Annotated in this window: 17 protein-coding genes; 12 read left to right on the top strand and 5 right to left on the bottom strand. The window is 59.2% G+C overall.

Annotated features, from left to right (window positions below; genetic code table 11):
• The first annotated feature begins 207 nt into the window (after positions 1 to 207).
• Positions 208 to 315, top strand: a complete 108-nt coding sequence (locus CMQ96_RS05615; RefSeq protein WP_004132660.1) for a type I toxin-antitoxin system toxin Ldr family protein — start codon at positions 208 to 210, stop codon at positions 313 to 315.
• Between the two features lie 369 nt (positions 316 to 684).
• Positions 685 to 792, top strand: coding sequence for a type I toxin-antitoxin system toxin Ldr family protein (locus CMQ96_RS05610; RefSeq protein ID WP_004132660.1), 108 nt, complete (start codon positions 685 to 687; stop codon positions 790 to 792).
• 83 nt (positions 793 to 875) lie between these two features.
• On the opposite strand, the gene bcsG is transcribed toward CMQ96_RS05610, so the two are convergent.
• The 3 genes from bcsG to bcsE are packed head-to-tail and all read right to left on the bottom strand — an operon-like array spanning position 876 to position 4,299.
• Complete coding sequence (gene bcsG / locus CMQ96_RS05605) at positions 876 to 2,552, bottom strand: cellulose biosynthesis protein BcsG (protein ID WP_004132662.1); 1,677 nt, start codon at positions 2,550 to 2,552, stop codon at positions 876 to 878.
• On the bottom strand, positions 2,549 to 2,746 hold the full coding sequence (gene bcsF / locus CMQ96_RS05600) for a cellulose biosynthesis protein BcsF (RefSeq protein ID WP_004106715.1): 198 nt from the start codon (positions 2,744 to 2,746) through the stop codon (positions 2,549 to 2,551). Before bcsF ends, bcsG begins: the two co-directional genes overlap by 4 nt.
• Complete coding sequence (gene bcsE / locus CMQ96_RS05595; RefSeq protein ID WP_024359768.1) at positions 2,743 to 4,299, bottom strand: cellulose biosynthesis protein BcsE; 1,557 nt, start codon at positions 4,297 to 4,299, stop codon at positions 2,743 to 2,745. The genes bcsF and bcsE overlap by 4 nt, the downstream gene beginning before the upstream one ends.
• A 167-nt stretch (positions 4,300 to 4,466) precedes the next feature.
• On the opposite strand from bcsE, the gene bcsR reads away from it, so the two are divergent.
• From bcsR to CMQ96_RS05550, 9 genes are all read left to right on the top strand, one after another.
• Positions 4,467 to 4,655, top strand: coding sequence for a cellulose biosynthesis protein BcsR (gene bcsR, locus CMQ96_RS05590; protein ID WP_004126335.1), 189 nt, complete (start codon positions 4,467 to 4,469; stop codon positions 4,653 to 4,655).
• An 11-nt stretch (positions 4,656 to 4,666) separates the two neighbouring features.
• Positions 4,667 to 5,404, top strand: coding sequence for a cellulose biosynthesis protein BcsQ (bcsQ, locus tag CMQ96_RS05585; protein WP_024359769.1), 738 nt, complete (start codon positions 4,667 to 4,669; stop codon positions 5,402 to 5,404).
• Positions 5,401 to 8,019 (top strand): UDP-forming cellulose synthase catalytic subunit, encoded by a 2,619-nt coding sequence (gene bcsA, locus CMQ96_RS05580; RefSeq protein WP_098066187.1) that lies wholly within the window; start codon positions 5,401 to 5,403, stop codon positions 8,017 to 8,019. The genes bcsQ and bcsA overlap by 4 nt, the downstream gene beginning before the upstream one ends.
• 10 nt (positions 8,020 to 8,029) lie before the next feature.
• Positions 8,030 to 10,363 (top strand): cellulose biosynthesis cyclic di-GMP-binding regulatory protein BcsB, encoded by a 2,334-nt coding sequence (bcsB, locus tag CMQ96_RS05575; RefSeq protein ID WP_024359771.1) that lies wholly within the window; start codon positions 8,030 to 8,032, stop codon positions 10,361 to 10,363.
• A gap of 3 nt (positions 10,364 to 10,366) precedes the next feature.
• Positions 10,367 to 11,476 carry a cellulose synthase complex periplasmic endoglucanase BcsZ gene (gene bcsZ / locus CMQ96_RS05570; protein ID WP_024359772.1) on the top strand — a complete coding sequence of 370 codons (1,110 nt, stop codon included), beginning with the start codon at positions 10,367 to 10,369 and terminating at the stop codon, positions 11,474 to 11,476.
• Positions 11,458 to 14,943 (top strand): cellulose synthase complex outer membrane protein BcsC, encoded by a 3,486-nt coding sequence (bcsC, locus tag CMQ96_RS05565; protein WP_098066185.1) that lies wholly within the window; start codon positions 11,458 to 11,460, stop codon positions 14,941 to 14,943. Before bcsZ ends, bcsC begins: the two co-directional genes overlap by 19 nt.
• Positions 14,944 to 15,380: 437 nt before the next feature.
• On the top strand, positions 15,381 to 17,387 hold the full coding sequence (hmsP, locus tag CMQ96_RS05560; RefSeq protein ID WP_049090205.1) for a biofilm formation regulator HmsP: 2,007 nt from the start codon (positions 15,381 to 15,383) through the stop codon (positions 17,385 to 17,387).
• 154 nt (positions 17,388 to 17,541) lie between these two features.
• The gene (locus CMQ96_RS05555) at positions 17,542 to 18,828 is read left to right on the top strand and encodes a dicarboxylate/amino acid:cation symporter (protein ID WP_004126321.1); all 1,287 of its coding nucleotides are present in this window, start codon (positions 17,542 to 17,544) and stop codon (positions 18,826 to 18,828) included.
• Positions 18,829 to 19,049: 221 nt separating this feature from the next.
• A complete protein-coding gene (locus CMQ96_RS05550; protein ID WP_098066182.1) occupies positions 19,050 to 20,555 on the top strand; it encodes a pitrilysin family protein in 1,506 nt (501 codons plus the stop codon).
• Between the two features lie 183 nt (positions 20,556 to 20,738).
• Here the strand turns inward: CMQ96_RS05550 and CMQ96_RS05545 are convergent, their stop codons facing one another.
• Positions 20,739 to 21,674, bottom strand: a complete 936-nt coding sequence (locus CMQ96_RS05545) for a sugar kinase (protein WP_004134245.1) — start codon at positions 21,672 to 21,674, stop codon at positions 20,739 to 20,741.
• 195 nt (positions 21,675 to 21,869) lie between these two features.
• Between CMQ96_RS05545 and CMQ96_RS05535 the strand changes: the two genes are divergently transcribed.
• Entirely contained in the window at positions 21,870 to 23,921 is a 2,052-nt protein-coding gene (locus tag CMQ96_RS05535; protein ID WP_098066179.1) for an AsmA family protein, read from the top strand.
• Between the two features lie 49 nt (positions 23,922 to 23,970).
• Here CMQ96_RS05535 and CMQ96_RS05530 read toward each other — a convergent pair whose 3' ends face one another.
• Entirely contained in the window at positions 23,971 to 25,293 is a 1,323-nt protein-coding gene (locus CMQ96_RS05530; protein ID WP_004134247.1) for an MFS transporter, read from the bottom strand.
• Between the last annotated feature and the right edge of the window lie 20 nt (positions 25,294 to 25,313).

Genomic DNA, 25,313 nt, shown 5'->3' with positions numbered 1-25,313 from the left:
CGTAGAATCATCGGCAAGCCGGGTTCGCCCGGTGAGGCGCAATGTTGCGGGGGCTTGAACCCCGGCGGCATAGAGAGATGGTTGCTGGAAAGAGAAAAACCCCCGCACGTTGTTCGGTATCAACCTGGCAACGTTTCGGGGGCTACTCTCGAACCTCAACAATTCGAGGATAGCCGCGAACGGTTGCCATTGCAACAAGGCGGCTGTATGACGCTCGCTCAGTTGGGCATGGTGCTGTGGGACGATCTGGCGGCTCCGGTAATTGCCGGCATTCTTGTCAGCATGATCGTGAGCTGGATGGATAACCGCAAGTAGCCAGCCGGTGGGTATCTGCCTGCCTTAGTGGCAGCATGCGCCCGAACGGGGCCGCAGGGGTAAAATCCTGCGGCCTTTTTCGTTGTATTGCTGAAACAAAAACGATCCTGGAATGCGCTTCGCACGCTGCGTAATGGGGGAGTGCGGGTACCGGGGCGGAGCAGTAGAATCATCGGCAAGCCGGGTTCGCCCGGTGAGGCGCAATGTTGCGGGGGCTTGAACCCCGGCGGCATAGAGAGATGGGTTGCTGGAAAGAGAAAACCCCCGCACGTTGTTTGGTATCAACCTGGCAACGTATCGGGGGCTAACCTCGCATCTAGACCATTCGAGGATAGCCGCGAACGGTTGCCATTGCAACAAGGCGGCTGTATGACGCTCGCTCAGTTGGGCATGGTGCTGTGGGACGATCTGGCGGCTCCGGTGATTGCTGGCATTCTGGTCAGCATGATCGTGAGCTGGATGGATAACCGCAAGTAGCCAGCCGGTGGGTATCTGCCTGCCTTAGTGGCAGCATGCGCCCGAACGGGGCCGTAGGGGTAAAATCCTGCGGCCTTTTTCGTTTACTGCGGATAAGGCACCCAGCTGCCGCCGTTCAGCTGAACATACGGTTTCCCCTGGTACTGAATGACGATGGCGTTGGAGTTTTCCGACACCGCCGCGCTCTGCGGCAGGTTGGCAATATACTGCTGCCAGTTGATGTCGTTTTCGTCAAACATCTTGCCGTCGAGGGCGCGAACCACCAGCTCCGAAATCGCCAGGTAGCTGCTTGGCTGGTTGATGATTATCGGCGCATCGGGATGTTGCGCTTTAATGCCGAAGAATTTCACCGCCGCCGGAACGTTGGTGATGGAAGGACTGGGAATATCGCGCAGGCCGGAAACCTGCATTTTGTCGCCTTTCAACGCCGCGCCGTGTTCCGGTACAACGATGACCAGCACCTTACGTCCCGATTTCTCCAGCTCGGTGAAGAAACTGTCCAGCTCATCGAAGAACTTCTGCGCACGGGCTTTATAGTCCGCGGTTTTGCTCTGGCCCGGATAGTGGTTGCCGTCATGCAGCGGCAGCGTGTTGTAGAAGGTCGCCGTACGCGGCGTATTCAGCTTATCCAGCGTCTGCAGCCAGCGGTTCAGCGTTGCCTGGTCATCATAGACCGGGGAGCCGTCAAAGCCCTGCAGAATCACCGGCAGGCCGGATTGATCCATCAGCGGGCTCTGGATACCACCCAGCGAGCGCAGCTCTTTCAGGAAGTCGCCGAAGATACCGTTGTGACCGAGCATCAGCTGCTGGGTAAAGCCCAGCTTCGCGAGGTTTTCAAACAGATAGCATTCGCTGCCTGACGGCTGGTAGAGGTTGGCGTGCGAGAGCTGGCCGCAGCTGGCGCGCAGCAGACGCGCCGCCGCCGGGCCGCTGTAAGAGGTCGCCGAGTTAAAGTTTTTGAACAGCAGGTCGAAATGCTTCCACAGCGGATGGTCCGTCAGCCCAGCCGATTCAATATCTGACCATGAGAGCGAGCAGATATTGATAATCAGGACATCGAACGGCTGAGCATCGGCCGGAAGCGCGTCCGGGAAAGTGGTTTTACGTTTCTGCTCGGAAGCATAAAAGGCGTTCAGCCAGTTGGTCAGATTGGCTGACGTCGGCGGCTCGGTTTGCGGCGGAATATCGTTATTCGCCGGCGCGGTATTGGTCGCGATGGCCGTACCGCCGGTCGTATTCGCGGCGGTGTTCGCCGCCGCTGCCGTTGGCTGACCTGCCGGCCAAAGGGTGAAAGAGGGCAGCAGCGGGCTGACGACCAGCCAGACCATGATTGCGGAGACGAAAACCGTCACCCGCAGCCACTGGCTGATAAACAGCCACAAAACCAGCAGCACGAAGAACGCGCCGACCATATTCCAGTTAATAAAGCGGGTCACCAAATCCCAGATATAGTCGGCGCTAAAGCCGGCAATCTGCGAGCCCTGGCTGGCAATACTTTCCGGTCCGGGCAGCCAGGTGTCGTGCCAGAACAGCATAAAGCCCAGCGGGATCGCTATCCAGTGGCGGATGCGGTGCAGCTTATACTGTGGAATCGGCACCAGCAGGAAGGCCAGAAACACCAGGTTTAACATGGGATGAAAATTGAGGTATCCCGCCCATAGCAAAGCGAACTTCACCAGAAAGTAGAAGTTCCAGCCAGATAAGCCTCGCCAGTACCGCCAGAGCGGAAGCGACGCGGTGGGTGTTTTGGGTTTGGTCATTTCGTTGATTTGCCTTGCCTGGATGCCGCTTCCCGGCGCAGCACGCCAGCCGGTTTGACATAACGGGGTTTAAAGAACATCAGTCTTAAGGTGGTGCGAATACGCCGCTGGTAGTGGCGCGTCAGGTATCCCAGCGGGAAGAACAGCAGGGCGCACAGGACGACCAACTGAATAATATCGGCGATTGACATCATAAGGTTGGCTCCCCATCAATGGACAGACGGTGCGGCTCGGGATTTCGCCGCCAGCTTCGCCCGTCATGGGTCGCGTTGATGGTTTCATTTTTGCCAAGCGAGACAGGCAGCGGCGTATTCCAGTTCTCCGGCAGAATTCCGCGCATCTGCATGATTTCAGCCGTTATCTGTTTATCTTCGAACCAAATCATACGGTTAGAAAAAATATCGCCGGTTGGTAAAGGGAAAATATGGTTTAACGCGGTGTCCAGGTCGTTCACCCGGCAAAATGACAGGAACAGCACCAGGCGATTGTTACCGATGGTCATAATGTCGCCCATGCGGTTGGGCTTACACAGGGTCAGCGCCTGCTCTACGCGCAGGCCGGGCGCCGGGCGCAGGGCCACCATCACGCCTTTGCCATCGGCGGGCAGCATGGTGTTGGCCATAATATTGTGCACCGCTTCGCAGAAGGCCTCCCATTTCTGGTAGCCGCGCAGTTTTAGCGGCTGGCTCCAGGTCAGCAGAGTATTAAAATCTTCCGGGATATGGCGGGTAAATTGCTGTTTCTGAACGCTTTCTATAAGCGTAAGGCAGCGGGATAGCGGCGCGCCGCTGGGAATAACCATATTGGCGCCGCTGCTCAGCAGCAGGCGTTCATCGGTGGCGCGCAGGCTTGGCGTTTGTTCGCGGACGACAATTTTTAGCGCGCTGCCGCGCTGGCGGCGCAGGGTATGGATATAGCGTCCCAGCTGTTCAATCTGCTCATTCTGGGTAATGGAGAAGATCAGCGTTGCCGCCTGCGCCATCCTCCCGGCGTTGAAAACGGCGTCGTTGGTATCGAACAGCGTCCAGTATTCAGAAAGCGCGGGCGCCCCCTCCAGTACGCGCAGATTGCTGAGAATGACTTTCTCATCGCTGCGCGGCTGCACCACCGTTTCTTCATCCTGCGCCAGCCGCCAGCCGTTCTCATCCTGGAGAATAATGAGCTGCTGCCGGGCGCTGATGCCTTTTTCACTCCCCCACCAGGCGATATCGAACAGGTGGTTATCCCCCTGGAAACGAATACTTGCCAGGCCGGAAAGCGAGCGGTACTCGCGTAGTAAAGGGGAGAGTTGCTTATCGATATCGTGCCCGGAATTAAGTACTAATAATGAACAACGATGATAATTAGTCCAGCGATATGATTTTTCAACCCAATTGCATAGATCTTCGCTTTTTATATTCTGCCAGGCATTTTCAGCGCATAGCAGAATAAACAAATAATTGCCAGGTTCGAGGGAGCAAACTAAATCACGGTGCATTTCTGCCAGCCCCTCAAAGCGGTTCGGCATGCTAAATAATGCGATCTTTTCTGGGCCGCGATCTTTCCCAGGTGCAATGATTTTATTGGGGTTCTCGCCCATGACTATCGCTGCAACCTGGCTCTGTTTATCCTGGGCAGCCAGCGTATGGTTGAGCAGGCTTACCGCGTCGGCATGGCGGTCGACATTCAGCCACCATACTCCACCCACGGGCATATGGCATACTTCGTCCCATAATGATGAAATACCCAAAGAATATACGATATCCACGGCGTCCCTCGTGAGACTTGATTTACACTTGATTAGTTTACTAGCGAAAGCGTCAGAGTAAACCTAACATTGAAATTAAAGGACATCAGTTTTAGCATGTAAACATATTTTAAGGATGAACTTACGCCTCTCGGTTTAATTTATTGTATTTTCCAACGGACAGAGAAATGCCAGCAAAAGAGCCTGCTGTACCCACCGATGCGACTTTGGGCTACACCTTTCAAAATGATTTCCTGGCGTTAAGCCGGGCATTTTCCCTGCCTGATATTAACTACCACGATATTTCCCGACGCGAGCAGTTAACCGCGGCGCTAAAACGTTGGCCATTACTGGCTGAATTAGCAGAGAAAAAGTAAGGAAGCCATCGATGGCGATTCTGGGATTACAGGGCGTGCGCGGCGGTACTGGCACCACGTCGATTACCGCTGCGCTGGCCTGGGCGCTGCAGTTACTTGGTGAAACCGTACTGGTGGTGGACGCCAGCCCGGACAACATGCTGCGCTTCTTTTTCAACGTCGATTTCAGCCACAAAGCGGGCTGGGCGCGCGCCACGATCGACGGCACCGACTGGCGCGACGCCGGGCTGCGCTATACTTCGCATATCGATCTGTTGCCTTTTGGTCAGCTGACGCCGGGCGAGCGCGAAAATATTGAGCGGCTCCAGCCGACGCTGGCGCCGATGGCCGGGATCGTGCAGAAGCTCCACCAGCAGGGCGATCACCGCTGGCTGCTGATTGACCTGCCGGACGGTTATTCCCCGCTGACCCGCTCCTTGATCAACGTCTGCGACCGCACGCTGGTCGTGGTCCACCCGGACGGCAATAGCCATATTCGTCTCCATCAGCAGGCGCTGCCGGTCAATAGCGATATTTTGATTAACGATCTGCGCGTCGGCAGCCAGCTGCAGGAGGATTTGTATCAGCTGTGGCTGGAGAGCCAGCGGCGCATTTTGCCGGTGACTATCCATCGTGATGAGGCGATGGCGGAGTGTCTGGCGGCCAAGCAGCCCCTCGGCGAATACCGCCAGGACTCGCTGGCGGCGGAGGAGATACTGACGCTTGCCAACTGGTGTCTGCTGCACTACGCCGGGAAGGGGGCGGAATGATTCGCCTGAGCGCGCTGCTGCTGGCGCCGCCGGTCGGGAAACGGCTGAGCGAGCGCTATCTTGATTACCGCCAGCACGGCGCCTCGTGGCTGTCGGCCGCGCTGGGCTGCCTGTGGGCGTCATTGGCATGGGCGTTTATGCCGCTGGAAACGCCGCGCTGGCAGGCTATCCGCGAACGTCACGGCGAGTTTTTCCCGCATATTAATCCGCATCGGCCGCGCCCGCTGGACCCGATTCGCTACCTGCTGCAAGCCGTGTGGCTGCTGGCGACGCGGGTACCGGAGCCGGATAAAAAGATTAACTGGCGTTCCCTGGCGGCGCTGGAAGGCGTCCAGGGGCGCTACGCCCAGTGGCTGGAAAAGCTGCCGGAAAAGGTCAACGCCCGTACCGGCCATCTGGATAAGCATAAAGAGCTGGGGCACCTGAATCCGAAGATACGGCGGCTTATTCTGGGCGCAATAACCTTTTTCTCGCTGATCCTCGCGCTGCTCTGCATTACCCAGCCGTTTAATCCGCTCTCGCAGTTTATTTTCCTGTTGCTCCTGTGGGGCGTAGCGCTGCTGGTGCGGCGCATTCCTGGGCGCTTTTCGGCCCTGATGCTGATCGTGCTGTCGCTGACTGTCTCCTGCCGCTACATCTGGTGGCGCTACACCTCGACGCTCAACTGGGATGACCCCGTGAGCCTGGTGTGCGGGATAATTCTGCTGTTTGCTGAAACCTACGCCTGGGTGGTGCTGGTGCTGGGCTATTTCCAGGTCGTGTGGCCGCTGAACCGTCAGCCGGTCCCGCTGCCGGAGGATATGGCGCAGTGGCCGACGGTCGATATTTTCGTGCCGACCTATAACGAAGACCTCAACGTGGTGAAAAACACCATTTACGCTTCGCAGGGGATCGACTGGCCGAAGGACAAGCTTAATATCTGGATCCTCGACGACGGCGGGCGCGAAGAGTTCCGCCAGTTCGCCAAAGACGTCGGGGTGCACTACATTGCGCGCACCACCCATGAGCACGCGAAAGCCGGCAATATCAACAACGCGCTGAAGTACGCCAAGGGCGAGTTCGTGTCGATTTTCGACTGCGACCACGTGCCGACCCGTTCGTTTCTGCAGATGACCATGGGCTGGTTCCTGAAAGAGAAGAAGCTGGCGATGATGCAGACGCCGCACCACTTCTTCTCCCCGGACCCGTTTGAGCGCAACCTGGGGCGATTTCGCAAAACGCCGAACGAAGGCACGCTGTTTTATGGACTGGTGCAGGACGGGAACGACATGTGGGATGCGACCTTCTTCTGCGGCTCCTGCGCGGTGATCCGCCGCGGCCCGCTGGATGAAATTGGCGGCATTGCCGTGGAAACGGTGACGGAAGACGCCCACACTTCTCTACGCCTGCACCGCCGCGGGCACACTTCAGCCTACATGCGTATCCCGCAGGCGGCTGGTCTGGCGACGGAGAGCCTGTCGGCGCATATTGGCCAGCGCATCCGCTGGGCCCGCGGGATGGTACAAATTTTCCGCCTTGATAACCCCTTGTTTGGCAAAGGGCTGAAGCTGGCGCAGCGCGTCTGCTACGTCAACGCGATGCTGCACTTTCTATCCGGTATTCCGCGGCTGATCTTCCTGACCGCGCCGCTGGCGTTTCTGCTGCTGCACGCCTATATCATCTATGCGCCTGCCCTGATGATCGCCCTGTTCGTGCTGCCGCATATGATTCACGCCAGTCTGACCAACTCGAAGATTCAGGGCAAATACCGCCACTCTTTCTGGAGTGAAATTTATGAAACGGTGCTGGCGTGGTATATCGCGCCGCCGACCTTTGTCGCGTTGATTAACCCGCATAAGGGTAAATTCAACGTGACGGCGAAAGGCGGACTGGTGGAGGACGAGTACGTCGACTGGGTGATTTCGCGTCCCTATATCTACCTCGTGCTGCTGAACCTGGTCGGCGTCGGGGTAGGGATCTGGCGCTTTATGTACGGCCCGGAAAACGAAATCCTGACCGTCTGGGTGAGCATTATCTGGGTGTTCTATAACCTGATTATCCTCGGCGGCGCGGTGGCGGTCTCGGTTGAAAGCAAGCAGGTGCGGCGATCGCACCGCGTGGAGATGTCGATGCCGGCGGCGATTGCCCGCGAAGATGGGCACCTGTTCTCCTGTACCGTCCATGATTACTCCGACGGCGGCCTCGGCGTCAAAATTCACGGCGAGGCGCAGGTGCTGGAAAGCCAGCACGTCAAGCTGCTGCTGAAGCGCGGGCAGCAGGAGTACGCCTTCCTGGTGCGGGTTGCGCGGGTCAACGGCAGCGAGGTTGGGCTACAGCTGCTGCCGTTAAGCAATCAACAACATATCGATTTTGTACAGTGTACGTTTGCCCGCGCAGATACGTGGGCGCTTTGGCAGGATAGCTTCCCGGAAGATAAGCCGATGGAAAGCCTGCTGGATATCCTGAAGCTGGGGTTCCGTGGATATCGTCACCTGGCGGAGTTCTCCCCGCCGTCGGTGAAGGGTATTTTCCGCTCGCTCACCATGCTGGTGGCCTGGTTTGTTTCGTTTATTCCGCGCCGTCCGGAACGCGCTGCGGCGACACTCTCGGCAGAACCGGCGATGGCTCAACAATGATGATAATGCGATGAACAGAAAACTCTCTTTGATTTGTGCAGTAGCGGTGGGCATTGGCGGCTGGTCCTCCTTCGCATCGTATGCGGAACCGACGGCGCAGGCCGTGCAGACGACGACGGTACCCGGTATCGCCGGTACGGTGGCGGACAGCCAGCCCACGGCGACGCTTGCCGACCCGGCGGCGCCGGTGGTGGTGCTGGATAACGCCCCGACCCGCGACGTGAAGCTGACCTTCGCTAAAATCGCCCCACCTCCGGGCAGCATGGTGCTGCGCGGCGCGCGCCCTGAGGGTTCGGTCGAGTTCGGCATGCGCAGCGATGAAGTGGTGGCGAAAGCGCTGCTGAATCTCGACTACACGCCCTCTCCGTCGCTGCTGCCAGTGCAGTCGCAGCTGAAGGTCTATCTTAACGATGAGCTGATGGGCGTGCTGCCGGTCACCAAAGAGCAGTTGGGCAAAAAAGTCAGCGCGCAGATCCCTATCGATCCGCTCTATATCACCGACTTTAACCGCGTGCGTCTTGAGTTTGTCGGCCACTATCGCGATGTGTGTGAAAACCCAGCCAGCAGCACCTTGTGGCTGGACGTCGGTCGCGAAAGCTATCTGGATTTAACCTACCAGTCGCTTAACGTGCGCAACGATCTTTCGCATTTCCCGGTGCCGTTCTACGATTCGCGCGATAACCGCCAGCTGACGCTGCCGATGGTTTTCGCCTCCGCGCCGGATGTCCTGCAGCAGCAGGCGGCAGCCATTATCGCCTCCTGGTTCGGCAGCAAGGCGGGCTGGCGCGGCCAGCAGTTCCCGGTCCAGTTCAACCAACTGCCGGACCGTAACGCCATTGTTTTCGCGACCAACGATAAGCGCCCGGACTTCCTGCGCGAGCATCCGCCGGTCAAGGCGCCGACGATTGAAATGATCGACCACCCGGATAACCCGTACATCAAGCTGCTGGTGGTCTTCGGACGGGATGACAAAGACCTGCTGCAGGCGGCGAAGGGGATAGCCCAGGGCAATATTCTGTTCCGCGGCAGCAGCGTGACGATTGACGATGTCAAACAGCTGCAGGCGCGTAAACCGTACGATGCGCCAAACTGGGTGCGTACCGATCGGGCGGTGACCTTTGCTGAGCTGAAAACCTACGAACAGCAGCTGCAATCCAGCGGCCTGGTGCCGGATTCCATCAACGTGGCGCTGAACCTGCCGCCGGACCTCTACCTGCTGCGCGCCAACGGCATCGATATGAACCTGAACTATCGCTACACCATGCCGCCAATTAAGGACAGCTCGCGCATGGATATCAGCCTTAACGATCAGTTCTTACAGTCCTTCAGCCTCAACAGCTCGCAGGATGTGAATAAGCTGATACTACGCCTGCCGGTGCTGCAGGGGCTGCTGGACGGCAAAACGGAAGTGACGATCCCGGCATTGCGCCTCGGCGCCATGAATCAGCTGCGCTTCGACTTCCAGTATATGAACCCGATGCCGGGCGGCTCCATCGATAACTGTATTACCTTCCAGCCGGTGCAGAACCACGTAGTGATTGGCGATGATTCGACCATCGACTTCTCGAAGTACTATCACTTTATGGCGATGCCGGATCTGCGCGTTTTTGCTAACGCGGGCTTCCCGTACAGCCGGATGGCCGATCTCGCCGATACCCTGGTCGTGGTGCCCAAATCGCCGACCGAGGGCCAGGTTGCCACGCTGCTGGAGACGGCCGGCGGCATTGGCGCGCAAACCGGCCTGGCGGCCATTAACCTGCGCATGACCGACGACGGCGGCCAGATTAAGGACAAAGACGCCGACCTGCTGCTGATTGGCTCCATTCCGCAGGCGCTGAAGGACGACACGAAAATCAACCTGCTGGTTGAAGCGACCAAAAGCTGGGTGAAAATGCCGATGCGCCACTACGATCTGGCCAGCATCTATCCCGATACCGAGGCCAGAACGCCGAATACCCGCACCGACGTCACGTCGACCGGGCCGATGGCGGCGATTATTGGCTTCCAGTCGCCGTACAACGATCAGCGCAGCGTCGTGGCGCTGCTGGCCGACAGCCCGCGCGGCAACGAACTGCTGACCCAGGCGCTTAACGACAGCGGTAAACGCGCGGCGATGTTTGGTTCCGTTGCGGTCATTCGTGAGTCGGGCGTTAACAGCCTGAGGGTGGGCGATATTTACTATATCGGCCACCTGCCGTGGTTCGAACGCATCTGGTTTGCACTCTCCAGCCATCCGGTGCTGCTGGCGATTCTGGCGGCGGTCAGCATCGTCCTGCTGGCATGGGTACTGTGGCGCATGCTGCGTATTATCAGCCGTCGCCGCCTCGATCTTGATGATGAGTAATTGATGATGAACGCGGTACGTAGTGTGGTGTTATCGGTATTGATGCTGGCGGCGGCGCAGGTGAGCGCCGCCTGCCAGTGGCCGGCCTGGGAGCAGTTTAAAAAAGAGTACGTCAGCGCCGAAGGTCGGGTTATCGATCCCAGCGATGCGCGAAAAATCACCACCTCGGAAGGGCAAAGCTACGGGCTGTTCTTTGCTCTGGCGGCTAACGATCGCGACGGTTTCCGCAAGCTGTTCGAGTGGACGCAAAACAACCTTGCCGAGGGCGACCTGCGCGCGCACCTGCCGGGCTGGCTGTGGGGGAAAAAGAGCGATGATCAGTGGACGGTGCTGGACAGCAACTCCGCCTCGGACTCCGACCTGTGGATAGCCTGGGCGCTGCTGGAAGCCGGACGTCTGTGGCAAACGCCTCACTATACGGAAGTCGGCAAAGCGCTGCTGGCGCGCATTGCCGCCGAAGAAGTGGCCACGGTGCCGGGGCTGGGGCCGCTGGTGCTGCCGGGAAAAGTCGGCTTTGTCGATGACGGCGGCTGGCGTTTTAATCCCAGCTACCTACCGCCGCAGCTGGCAACCTATTTTGCCGCGTTTGGCGCGCCCTGGCCGAAAATACGCGACAACAATCTGCGCCTGCTGCTGGAGACCGCGCCAAAAGGCTTCTCGCCTGACTGGGTGCGCTACCAGAAAGGGAAAGGCTGGCAGCTGAAAGCGGATAAACCGATTATCGGCAGCTATGACGCCATCCGCGTCTATCTGTGGACCGGTATGCTCGATGACGGCGATAAGCAAAAAGCCCCCCTGCTGGCGCGCTTTAAACCGATGGCGGCTCAGACGGTTTCACAGGGCGTGCCGCCGGAAAAAACCAACATCGCGACCGGTAAAACCACCGGCAATGGCCCGGTCGGCTTCTCCGCGGCGTTACTGCCGTTCTTGCAGAAGGAAGATGCCCGCGCCATACAGCGCCAGCGCGTCGCCGATGACTATCCCGGGGCGGATGCATACTACAGCGCGGTCCTGACCCTTTTCGGCCAGGGATGGGATCAACACCGTTTTCGTTTCACCGCCGGCGGTGAATTACGGCCTGACTGGAACCAGGAATGCACAAGTTCTCACTAAGCTTATTCACTCTCTCCCTGGGCGTCGCGCTGATGCCGCTGGCGCATGCCGCGACTACCCCTGTTCAGGAGCATCTACTGGAGCAGGTCCGCCTCGGCGAGGCCAGCAAACGTGAGGATTTGGTGCGCCAGTCGCTCTACCGCCTGGAATTGATCGACCCCAATAACCCGGACGTTGTCGCCGCGCGGATGCGTTATCTTCTCCGCCAGGGCGATACCGCCGGCGCGAAGCAGCAGCTGGAGCGTCTGGCGAAGCTGGCGCCGGAATCGCCTGAGCTGAAAGCCTCGCGCGACGAGATGAAAAGCAGCACCGGCGATGGTCGCCAGGAGCTGCAGCAGGCGCGCCTGCTGGGCGTGGCCGGGAAGGTTGATGAGGCCATCGCCGCTTACGAGAAGCTGTTTAACGGCGTTCCTGATGATGATGATGCGGCGATTGAGTACTGGACGCTGGTGGCGCGGCTGCCCGCCCGTCATAACGAAGGCATCAATCAGCTGAAAAAACTTAATGCCCGCTTGCCGGGCAACGTCTCGCTGCAAACGGCGCTGGCGAAACAGATGTTTGGCGATAATAAGCCGGAAGAGGGATTTGCTTATCTGGAGCAGATGTCGCGCTCGGCGGCGGGCCGCGGTATCGCGGCGGATATCTGGTTTAACGAAGTGAAAAGCATGCCGGTCAGCCGGGCCAGCGTGCAGGCGCTGCAGCGCTTTCTCATGCAGTTTCCCACCGGTTCCACCTCGGCGAATGCCCGCGTCCTGCTCGCTCAGCAGCAGACGCAGCTAAAAGACCCGACGTTCCGCGATCGCGCGGAGGGGCTGGCGGCGGTGAAGGCCGGGAAAGGTTCGGTGGCCGTGGCCGATTTGCAGCAGGCCGTACGGGCGGATGCCAAAGACAGCGACGCGGTTGGCGCATTGGGGCAGGCGTATTCTCAGCGCGGCGATCGGGCGCGGGCGGTCGCCCAGTTGAGTAAAGCCATCAAAATGGACCCGGATAGCCCGAGCCGCGATAAGTGGGACAGCCTGCTCAAGACTAACCGCTACTGGCTGCTGATTAAGCAGGGCGATAGCGCCCTGAAAAGCGGCCAGCTGGCGCAGGCGCAAAATCATTACGCCCAGGCGCAGCGTATAGACAATACCGATAGCTATGCGGTGCTGGGGCTGGGCGACGTGGCGGCGGCGCGTAAAGAAAATGCGGCGGCGGAGCGTTACTACCAGCGCGCGCTGCGAATGGATCGCGGCAACAGCCTGGCGGTGCGCGGTCTGGCGAATCTGTATCGCGGCGAATCGCCGGAAAAAGCCAGCGCGTATATCGCCAGCCTGTCGCCGGGCCAGCGGCGCAGCATTGATGATATTGAACGCAGCCTGATCAACGATCGCCTGGAGAAACAGGCCGAAGCGCTGGAGAGCCAGGGCAACTGGGCGCAGGCGGCGGAAGTGCAGCGCAGACGGCTGGCGCTGGACCCGGATAGCGTGTGGATCGCCTACCGCCTGTCGCGGGATCTGGTCAGCGCGGGCAGCCGCAGCGAAGCCGATGCGATCATGCGCGCGATGGTCAACCGCCAGCCCGGCGATGCCGACCGGGTTTACGCCTACGGCCTCTATCTATCCGGGAATAATCAGGATGAGATGGCGCTGGCGCAGATTAACGCCCTGCCGCGCGGGCAGTGGACGGACAATATCCGCGAGCTGGAGGCGCGCCTGCAAAGCGATAACGTGTTGCGTCAGGCAAACCAGCTGCGCGACGACGGCCAGGAAGACCGGGCCATCGCGCTGATTCAACAGCAGCCGGCGTCGGTGCGCTACGCGCTGACGCTGGCGGACTGGGCGCAGCAGCGCGGCGACAGCCAGACGGCGATTGCTCAATATCAGCGGGTGCTGGGCCAGCAGCTGGACAACGGCGATGCGCGTCTGGGCCTGGCGGAAGTGTATCTTGCCGATGGCGATAAAAACGCCGCCCGCGTCCAGGTGGCGCAGCTCAAGGGCGAAGACATCGATTCTATCAATATGCAGCGGCGTCTCGCCCTGGCGCAGGCCGGGTTGGGCGATCGCGCTCAGGCGCAGCAAACCTTCGCCCGCATCGTGCCGCAGGCGAAAGCGCAGCCGCCGTCAATGGAAAGCGCGCTGGTGCTGCGCGACGCCGCGCGTTTTCAGGCGCAGAACGACGAGCCGCAGCAGGCGCTGGAAGGCTATAAAGATGCAATGGTGGCCTCCGGCGTTGCCCGCGAGCGCCCGCAGGATAACGACACCTTTACGCGGCTGACGCGTAACGATAGCAGCGATGACTGGCTGAAACGCGGGATCCGCAGCGACGCCGCCGATCTTTATCGTCAGCAGGATCTTAATGTCACCCTCGAACATGATTACTGGGGCTCCAGCGGTACTGGCGGCTATTCCGACCTGAAAGCGCATACCACCATGCTGCACGTGGACGCGCCGCTGGCCGACGGGCGCATGTTCTTCCGTACCGATCTGGTGAATATGAATGCCGGGAGCTTTTCGACGAAGAGCGACGGCAGCTATTCGCCGAGCTGGGGTACCTGCGGCGAAATCGCCTGTACCGGCGGCAGCAAACACCAGAGCGATAGCGGCGCCAGCGTCGCGGTGGGCTGGAAGAACGAGACCTGGAGCGGCGATATCGGCACTACGCCGATGGGCTTTAACGTCGTTGATGTGGTGGGCGGCCTGAGCTACAGCAGCGACGTTGGCCCGCTGGGCTACACCGTTAACCTCCACCGACGCCCCATCTCCAGCTCGCTGCTGGCCTTTGGCGGGCAGAAAGATAACCCTAACGACGGCCATACCGGCAAGAGCTGGGGCGGAGTGCGCGCCGACGGCGGCGGTGTGAGTCTGAGCTACGATAAAGGCGAGGCCAACGGCGTCTGGTCTTCGCTGGGCGTCGACCAGTTGACCGGGAAAAACGTCGCCGACAACTGGCGCGTGCGCTGGATGACCGGCTACTACTATAAAGTGGTTAATGAAGATAACCGCCGGGTCACCGTCGGGCTGAACAATATGCTCTGGCACTATGATAAAGACCTGAGCGGCTATACCCTGGGTCAGGGCGGTTACTACAGTCCGCAGGAATATGTCTCCTTCTCGGTGCCGGTCACCTGGCGTCAGCGGACGGAGAACTGGTCATGGGAGCTGGGAGGCTCGGTGTCGTGGTCCCATTCGCGCACCAAAACCGAGGCGCGCTATCCGCTGCTCAATTTGCTTCCCTCGCAGTATCGCCATGATGCCAGCCAGCTTACGGAAGAGGGCAGCAGCAGTTCCGGCGTCGGCTATACCGCGCGGGCGCTGATTGAGCGACGGGTCACCAGCAACTGGTTTGTCGGGGCGGCGGTGGATATTCAGCAGGCGAAGGATTACACCCCGAGCCACGCGCTGCTGTACGTCCGCTATTCAGCTTCCGGCTGGCAGGGCGATATGGATATGCCACCGCAGCCGTTGGTGCCTTACGCCGACTGGTAGCAGATTAGACTGAATTATGCGACAGGGCGCCACTCCACGGCGCTCTTCGCGTATACTCGTTGCCTTCGGTCAGGCACGCAGATTTCCCTTCCGGTGGCGCTGAAGCTGCACTGCGCGCTGCATCCCGGAGGCGTCGCGAGGGGCGCCTGTCCAGGCTACCGGCCCGATGGCGGTGGTGAACTTGTCGCCCGGACGGTTTTGTAGCCCGGGTAAGGCGTCAGCCGCCACCCGGGAATGCCCCCGGTTACGGGTCCGTGCGGTTTTGGGTTTTGTAGCCCGCACAGGCGCACCGCGCCGCCTCCGGGAAAACGTCCCGAAGGCATGGCTTTGCGCCCTGCGGGCGCGGGCGAATAATTTGAGTATATAATCAGCCTGAAAATGACCGGCGTGGATGGATTTTCGTCGGATATACGTTCAGTTTCAGTGGAGAACCCCCGTTGCGCGTCAGCCGTTCACTTACAATTAAACAGATGGCGATGGTCGCGAGCGTGTCCATGGCGTTTGTACTGGTCTTCTGTTCTATTCTGCTGTTCCACTTCGTTCAGCAGAGTCGCTTTACCACGGCCACGCAGTTAGAAAGCATCGCGCGTTCCGTTCGCGAACCGCTGTCAGCGGCTATCCTGAAAGCCGATATCCCTGAGGCGGAAGCCATTCTGAGCCGTATTCAGCCCGCGGGCATCGTCAGCCGGGCGGATGTCGTGTTGCCCAACCAGTTCCAGGCGCTGCGGATGCGTTTTATTCCCGAACGCCCGGTGCCGGTGACGATCACCCGCATGTTCGAACTGCCGGTGCAGATTTCACTGCCAATTTACTCCCTTGAACGTCCGGCGAACCCGCAGCCGCTGGCCTATCTGGTGCTGCAGGCCGATTCCTACCGCATGTATAAATTCGTCATGAGCGCGCTGGCAACGTTAGTGACTGCTTACTTACTCTTGGTGCTGATTCTGACGGTGGCGATCACCTGGTGTATCAACCGCCTGATCGTCCGCCCGCTGCGTAAAATCGCCCGTGAGCTGAACGATGTCCCGCAGCATGAGCGTTTGGGCCATCAGCTCACGCTGCCGCGTTTACATCATGATGATGAAATCGGCATGCTGGTGCGTAGCTACAACCGCAACCAGCAGACGCTGCTGCGCATGCACGACGAGCTCTCTTTGCAGTCGACCCGTTTCCCGGTATCCGAGCTGCCGAACAAAGCCTTTCTGATGGCCATGCTTGAGCAAACCGTCGCCCGTCCGCAGCCGTCTGCACTGCTGATCGTCGCCTGCGAAACGCTGCAGGATACCGCTGGCGTACTTAAAGAGACGCAGCGCGAAATGCTACTGTTGACGCTCGTCGAAAAGCTGCGGGCGGTTATCCCGACGCAGATGGTGCTGGCCCAGGTGAGCGGCTACGATTTTGCGATTCTGGCCCACGGAATTACCGAACCCTGGCAGGCGGTGACGTTAAGTAAGCAAGTACTTACTGTCTTAAGCGAACGTTTACCGCTGCACGGCATCCAGCTGCGCCCCTGCGCCAGCGTCGGCATTGCGATGTTTCACGGTGAAATTAACGGCGAACAGCTCTATCGCCGGGCGTTTTCCGCCGCCGTCACCGCGCGGCGTAAAGGTAAAAATCAGATTGAGTTCTTCGATCCAGAACAGATGGAAAAAGCGCAGCGCCGCCTGATGGAAGAGCACGATATTTTAACGGCGCTTGATAATCAGCAGTTTGCCATCTGGCTGCAGCCGCAGGTGGATACCGCCAGCGGCGAGGTCTGCGGTGCAGAGGCGCTGCTGCGTCAGCGTCAGGCTGACGGGAGCTGGTCGCTGCCGGGCGATCTGATTGAGCGTATCGAAGCCTGCGGCCTGATCGTCCCGGTCGGCTACTGGGTGATGGAAGAGGCCTGCCGACAGCTTGCCGCCTGGCAAAACCAGGGGATCATGTTGCCGCTATCGGTCAACGTGTCGCAGCTACAGCTGCTGCATCACGATCGCGGCGCGGAAATGCTGGCGCTGCTCGCGCGCTATCGTATCGCGCCAGGGACGCTGATACTCGAAGTCACCGAAAGTCGTCGAATAGACGACCCGCAGGCCATGATTTCCCTGCTGCGTCCGCTACGTGAAGCGGGCGTGCGGATCGCGTTGGATGACTTTGGTATGGGCTATGCCGGCCTGCGTCAACTGCAGCATATTAAATCGCTGCCGGTGGATATTCTGAAAATCGATAAAGTCTTTATCGATATGCTACCTGATGACATCAGCATGGTGCCCGCGATTATCCAGCTGGCGCGGGGGCTGAATCTGCACATCGTCGCGGAGGGCGTCGAAACCGATGAGCAGTATCGCTGGCTGCAGGAGGCGGGCGTCGAGACGGTGCAAGGGTATCTTTTTGGCTGCGCCATGCCGCCTGAGGCTTTTATCGCTCGCTTTTTACCCGCCGCCGTAGAGGATGCAAGTTTGTAAACGTATTGTTAGCTTACGCGAGTCAGTTCAAATAAATTAACAATTACATTGCAATTTCATCACTCGTTATTTCTGAAATGTTTCATGGGTGTTATTTTTAAGCCACGGACGCAATACCCCCTCACGGTCTGTGGTTATATCCAAAGGACACCCTATGAAAATCTCTTTCTTTAAAAGCCTCTATGTCCAGGTTCTCTCGGCCATAGCGATCGGTATTCTGCTGGGCCATTTTTACCCGGAACTGGGTGCGCAGATGAAACCCCTCGGCGATGCCTTCGTTAAGCTGATTAAAATGATTATTGCCCCGGTTATCTTCTGTACCGTCGTGACGGGGATTGCCGGGATGGAGAGCATGAAGGCCGTCGGCCGCACCGGCGCGGTGGCGCTGCTCTACTTTGAAATCGTGAGTACCATTGCGCTGATCATCGGCCTGATTATCGTTAACGTGGTGCAACCCGGCGCCGGAATGAACGTTGACCCGGCGACCCTCGACGCGAAGGCTGTGGCGGTTTACGCCGAACAGGCGAAGGACCAGGGGATCGTGGCATTCTTGCTCGATATTATCCCCGGCAGCGTGATTGGCGCTTTCGCCAGCGGCAACATTCTGCAGGTGCTGATGTTTGCGGTGCTGTTTGGTTTCGCGCTGCACCGCCTCGGCAGCAAAGGCCAGCTGATTTTTAACGTTATCGAAAGCTTCTCACAGGTGATCTTCGGCATCATCAATATGATTATGCGCCTGGCGCCGATTGGCGCTTTCGGAGCCATGGCCTTTACCATCGGGAAATACGGCGTCGGTACGCTGGTGCAGCTCGGCCAGCTGATCGTCTGCTTCTACATCACCTGCATCCTGTTTGTGGTGGTGGTGCTGGGGTCAATCGCCAAAGCCACCGGCTTCAGCATCTTTAAATTTATCCGCTATATCCGCGAAGAGCTGCTGATCGTGCTGGGCACCTCTTCATCCGAGTCGGCGCTGCCGCGTATGCTCGATAAGATGGAAAAGCTGGGCTGCCGTAAGTCGGTGGTGGGGCTGGTGATCCCGACGGGGTACTCCTTTAACCTCGATGGAACCTCAATCTACCTGACGATGGCGGCGGTGTTTATCGCTCAGGCCACGAACAGCCATATGGATATTTTCCATCAAATAACCCTGCTGGTGGTGCTGTTGCTCTCCTCGAAGGGCGCGGCGGGGGTAACGGGCAGCGGCTTTATCGTCCTGGCGGCGACGATTTCCGCCGTCGGCCATTTGCCGGTCGCCGGTCTGGCGCTCATCCTCGGCATCGACCGTTTTATGTCCGAGGCGCGCGCGCTGACCAACCTGGTAGGTAACGGCGTAGCGACTATTGTGGTCGCGAAATGGGTTAAAGAGCTGGACTCACAGCAGCTCGATGATGTGCTGAATAACCGTACGCCGGTAAACAAATCGCACGAATTATCCTCATAAATCCATCTGTTAGGCCCATAGTTCCTTGCTGGACTATGGGCTCCTGCGCATAATTAGGGGTCGCTGCCGCATGCGCGGCGGTGACCCTTATGATTATTTCACGTCAACATGCGACATTTTCATCTCCGTGTGGTCTAACCGACGTACTTAACTCACCATATTTTTTCGGCGGCCCTCCCGTGGGCCGCTGTTGTAACCAGGAATGTTCATCAGGGGTTCACATGCAGGGCACAAAAATTCGACTCTTAACCGGTGGTTTGCTGATGTTGGCGACGGTCGGTTATGTGCAGGCAGAAGCGCTCCAGCCGGACCCGGCCTGGCAACAGGGGACACTGGCGAATGGGTTTCAGTGGCAGGTTCTGGCCACCCCGCAGCGTCCCAGCGATCGTATCGAAGTTCGCCTGTCCGTGAATATTGGCTCGCTGAGCGAAAGCACTCAGCAGAGCGGCTTTAGCCACTTTATCCCGCGTCTCGCGCTGACGCAAAACGGCGGCCTCCCGACCATGCAGGCCCGCTCGCTATGGCAGCAGAGTATTGACCCGAAGCGTCCTCTGCCGCCCGCCATCGTCTCTTATGACTACAGTTTGTTTAACCTGAGCCTACCGAATAACCGTAACGATCTGCTGAAAGAAGCGCTGAGCTGGCTGGCCAGCGCCAGCGGTAAAATGTCGATCACCCCGGAAGCGGTCAACCACGCGCTGCAGGGCGAAGATATGGTGGCGACCTGGCCTGCGGATACCAAAGAAGGCTGGTGGCGCTATCGGCTGAAAGGGTCCACCATGCTGGGGCACGATCCGGCGGCGCCGCTGAAGCAGCCGGTGGATATTGCCCAGCTAAAAGACTATTACCACAAGTGGTACACGCCGGATGCCATGACCCTGATTGTGGTCGGCAACGTGGACAGCCGCAGCGTCGCGGAGCAAATCAACAAAACGTTCGGCGGCCTGAAGGGCAAGCGCGAAACGCCGGTGGCGGTTCCTACGCTGTCGCCGTTGCCGACGACGCCGGTCAGCATCATGACCGATGCGGTGCGCCAGGATAAGCTGTCGCTGATGTGGGATGCGCCGTGGCAGCCGATCCGCGACTCGGTAGCGCTACAGCGCTACTGGCGTGACGATCTGGCCCGGGAAGCGCTGTTCTGGCACGTACAGCAGAATCTGAGCAAAAGTAATATTAAGGATATCGGCCTGGGCTTTGACTGCCGCGTCCTCTATCAGCGCGCCCAGTGCGCGATCAATATCGAATCGCCGGGCGAGCGCCTGAACGCCAACTTAACCACCGTAGCGCGCGAGCTGGCGAAAGTACGCGATAACGGCCTGCCGCAGGAGGAGTTTGATGCCCTGATCGCGCAGAAAAACCTCGAGCTACAGAAGCTGTTCGCCACCTATGCGCGCACCGATACCTGGATCCTGATTAGCCAGCGGATGCGTTCGTTGCAAAATCAGGTGGTGGATATCGCGCCCGAGCAGTATCAGAAGCTGCGCCAGGAGTTTCTCAATTCACTGACGGTCGACATGCTGAACCAGTATCTGCGGCAGCAGCTGTCGCAGGATATGGCGCTGGTATTGCAGCAGCCGCAGGGCGAGCCGGAATACAACATGAAGGATCTGCAGGCGACGTGGGAAAAGCTGATGGCGCCAGCGCCGGTGGCCGCAGCGACGTCCAGCAGCACCAGTGACGTTGCGCAAGGGCGTAACGAAGCGACGGATATTCCGCCCGTACAGTAAAGCAAAACCGGATAGCGTGGCTATCCGGTGATTTAATGGCAAATCTGTTTTACGTATTGCTCGGGGTTGGCCCAGTGATTTTCCCGGCGGCGCTGGCGCGCTTTGTCCGGGTTGATGCCAGCGCCAGACAGTAGCCTGGCTAAGCGCAGCGCGAGCCGGGAAGCAGCAGCGCCGATTCTTCTGCTACCGTGACTGCGGCATCGCTTCACGCGGGATAATCGCGCCGCGATACTGGATCACCGTGCTGGCGGTCAGGTGCCCGCGTTTGGCCGCCGACTCAGCATCGCCGCCGGTCAGGCGCACGGCCAGGTAGCCAGCGCTGAAGGAATCGCCCGCCGCGGTGGTATCAACCACTTTCTCTTTCGGCAGCTTAACGGCCGGGACGTCCAGCTGCGGCTGTCCGGCAATCGCCACCAGGCAGGAGTCGGCGCCGCGCTTAACCACCACTTCTTCCACGCCGGCGGCGTGGGTGCGGGCAATCACTTCCGCCACAGGCTTCTCGCCCCACAGCGCGTCTTCGTCATCGAGGGTCAGGAAGGCGATATCGGTGCAGCTCAGCATCTGCTGATAAACCTGCTGCGTCTCCTCTTTGCTGCTCCACAGGCGCGGGCGATAGTTGTTATCAAAGATAACTTTGCCGCCGTTCGCCCGGCACTCGCGCAGCAGGGTCAGCAGCTTCTCGCGGCTGGTTGGGTTAAGGATCGCCAGGCTGATGCCGCTGAGATACAGATAATCAAAGGTCGCCAGCTCTTCACAGATGGCCGCGGACTGCTCGCTCTCCAGCCAGAACTTCGCCGCGGCTTCATTACGCCAGTAGTAAAAGGTGCGCTCGCCGGTATCGTCGGTTTCGATGTAGTAGAGGCCCGGTAGCCGGTCGGCCATGCGCTGAATCAGGTCAGTCTGGACATTCTCGCTCTGCCAGGATTCAAGCATTTGCTGGCTGAAGGTGTCCGTTCCCAGGGCGGTTACGTAGTGCACGCCCAGCGCGCTGGCGTCGGTCTGACGCGCAATGTAGACGGAAGTGTTTAAGGTATCGCCGCCAAAGCCGCGATTTACCGCCGCGCCTTTCTCTGACAGCTCAATCATGCATTCGCCGATGACGGCAATTTTCTTAGACATAGTGATGACCTGAAATTAAATCAATATTAACCCTAGTGTGCGCTGGGCCGCTTTTATGGTCAATGATATTAAAACAACGTTCCATTATTTTTTTGACCTGGCGCGGATTATGTGACGAAAACCTCATTCGGCGGAGCAACTGGCGTTTCTCAACTATATTCAGGACTGGCGATACGCAAAAGGAGTGCAGAAGGGATGAGCAGAACCCGAAAAACCGTTGCTATTATTCTTGGAACGATAGTCATACTGATCGTTTTGTTTTTTATCGTGCTGGCGACCTTTGACTGGAACCGCCTGAAGCCGACGATTAATCAGAAAGTGTCGGCCGAGCTGAACCGCCCGTTCGCGATTCGCGGCGATCTGGGCGTCGTCTGGGAACGCCAGCCCGGCGAAAGCGGCTGGCGAAGCTGGATCCCCTGGCCGCACGTTCACGCCGAAGATATCGTCCTCGGCAACCCGCCTGATATCCCACAGGTCACGATGGTGCACCTGCCGCGCGTTGAGGCGACGCTCGCCCCGCTGGCGCTGCTCAGCAAAACGGTCTACCTGCCGTGGATAAAGCTTGAACAGCCCGACGCGCGACTGATTCGACTGTCGGAGAAGACCAACAACTGGACCTTCGACCTGGCCTCGGCGGGGGCGTCTGAGAAAGATGCGCCGCCTTCCAGCTGGTCTTTCCGTCTCGACAATATTCTTTTTGACCGCGGCAAGATTGCTATCGACGACAAGGTGTCGCGCGCAGACCTGACGATTGTGGTTGACCCGCTCGGTAAGCCGCTGGCGTTTAGTGAAGTGACCGGTGAAAAGGGGAAAGGGCAGTCGCAGAAAGTCGGCGATTACGTCTTCGGCCTGCAGGCGAAAGGCAGCTACAACGGACAGCCGCTCGCCGGTAACGGAAAAATCGGCGGTATGCTGGCGCTGCGCAGCGAAGGTACGCCGTTCCCGCTGCAGGGGGATTTTCGTTCCGGCACTACCCGGGTGGCCTTCACCGGCACGGTCAGCGACCCGCTTAACCTCGGCGGCGTCGATCTACGGTTGAAGTTTTCCGGCGATTCGCTGGGCGATCTCTACGACCTGACCGGCGTGCTGCTGCCGGATACGCCGGCGTTTTCGACCGACGGGCATCTACGGGCCACCTTCAAGGATAAGGCCGGTTCACGCTTCGCCTATCAGGATTTTAATGGCCGTATCGGCGAGAGCGATATCCACGGTTCGCTGACCTACACCACCGGCAAACCCCGGCCTAAGCTGGAGGGCGATCTCGAGTCCAGGCAGCTAAGGCTGGCGGATCTGGGGCCGCTAATCGGCGTCGACTCCGGCGGCAAAGGGAGCAAAACCGAACAGCGTAAAGGCGAGTCTTCTCCGCAGCCAGCCGGAAAAGTGTTGCCGTATGACCGCTTTGAAACCGACAAGTGGCAAGTGATGGATGCCGATGTGCGCTTTAAAGGGCGGCGCATTGAGCACGGCGGCACGCTGCCCATCAGCGACCTCTCCACCCACGTGATCCTCGAACGGGGCGACCTGCGCCTGCAGCCGCTGCGTCTGGGGCTGGCCAACGGCACCATTGCCGGCAGCATTCATCTGGAGGGGGATAAAAAACCGCTGCAGGGGACGGCGAACCTGCAGGCGCGCCGCCTGAAACTGAAAGCGCTGATGCCAAACGTGGAGATGATGCAGAAAACCCTCGGCGAAATGAACGGCGATGTGCAGCTTCGCGGTACCGGCAACTCCGTCGCCGCGCTGCTGGGCAACAGTAACGGTAACCTGAAGCTGCTGATGAACGACGGGCTAATCAGCCGCAACCTGATGGAAATCCTCGGTCTGAACGTCGGTAACTATATCATCGGGCAGATCTTTGGCGACGATGAGGTGCGGGTAAACTGCGCGGCGGCCAATATCGACGTGGTCAACGGCGTCGCCCGGCCGCAGGTGTTCGCGTTTGATACCGAAAACGCGCTGATCAACGTCACCGGGACCGCCAGCTTTGCATCGGAGCAGCTGGACCTCACTATCGATCCGGAGAGTAAGGGCTTTCGTATTATCACCCTGCGTTCCCCGCTGTACGTTCGCGGCAGCTTTAAGTCGCCGAACGCGGGCGTGAAGGCGGGTCCGCTGATTGCGCGCGGCGCGGTGGCGGCAGCGCTGGCGACGCTGGTGACGCCAGCCGCCGCGCTGCTGGCGCTGATCTCACCCGCCGAAGGCGAGGCGAATCAGTGCCGGACCATACTGTCGCAGATGAAAAAATAGTCGGAAAGGAGACTCCCCTGGCCGGATGGTCAGGGGAGCGAGCGGAGAATTACAGCGACTGGTGGCGCGTTTCGTGAGTCAGCAACAGCGCGATCATCGTCAGCGCCGCCATGGCGGCCAGATAGAGTCCGACCGCAGGCAGACCGTAGTTGCCCTGCAGCCAGGCGGCGATATACGGCGCCACGGACGCCCCGAGGATCGACGAGACGTTGTAGGAGAACGATGCGCCGGTATAGCGAACTTCCGTCGGGAACAGCTCCGGCAGCAGCGCGCCCATTGGGCCAAACGTCAGCCCCATCAGGCTCAGGCCAATCAGCAGGAAGGCAAAGACCAGCAGCGGGTTGCCGGAACCAAGCAGCGGTTTAAAGGCAAACAGCGCGAAGAGGATGATCAGGGTAGTGATCACCACCATGCTCTTACGACGACCAAACGCATCCGCCAGCAGGCCGGCAACCGGCACCATCACGCCAAAACCGATAACCGCCATCATCAGCATCCACAGCACTTCGTTACGCGGCAAACCGAGGCCAATCGGCGCGGCGGCGGTACTGAAGGTCATGGAGTAGACGGTCATGATGTAAAACAGCGTGTAGGTCGCCAGCATGATAAAGGTGCCGAGCACCGTCACGCGGACGTGTTTGGTCAGCAGCGTGCCCAGCGGAATTTTGACCTGTTTCTTCGCGGCGGCAACCTTAGCGAATACCGGCGATTCGTGCAGCGAAACGCGGACGTACAGGCCGATAATCACCAGCACGGCGGAGAAGATAAACGGCATACGCCAGCCCCACTCCATAAACTGCTGGTCGGTCAGCAGCCAGGAGAGCAGCAGGAAGGTGCCGTTAGCGAAGAAGAAGCCAATCGGCGCGCCCAGCTGCGGGAAAGAGCCGTACAGCGCGCGCTTGCGCGGCGGAGCGTTTTCCGTCGCCAGCAGCGCCGCGCCGCCCCATTCGCCGCCAAGGCCGAGCCCCTGGCCAAAGCGCGCCAGCGCCAGCAGCACCGGTGCCATAATGCCAATGGTTTCATAGCCGGGCAGCAGGCCGATAACCACGGTAGAGATCCCCATCGTCAGCAGCGAGGCCACCAGAGTCGTTTTACGGCCTACGCGGTCGCCGAAGTGGCCAAATACCGCGGAGCCGATAGGGCGGGCGATAAAGGCGATAGCGAAGGTGGCCAGCGATTGTAGCGTCGCGGCGGCGGGATCGCCCTGCGGGAAGAATATATGTGGAAATACAATAACTGCCGCGGTGGCGTAGATATAGAAGTCGAAGAACTCGATGGCGGTGCCAATGAGTGAGGCGACGACGACTTTATTGCGTGAGTTAACCGGAACGGTGTCCTGCGCGTTGTCGAGTGTGGTGGCTGTGGCTTGCATAGATCTTTCTTATTTTTTGC

This window comes from Klebsiella sp. MBT K-1, from assembly GCF_002556465.1.
GTDB lineage: Bacteria > Pseudomonadota > Gammaproteobacteria > Enterobacterales > Enterobacteriaceae > Klebsiella > Klebsiella grimontii.
Note: the sequence above shows the minus strand (reverse complement) of the source record. Positions and strands in the feature narration are given on the sequence as shown.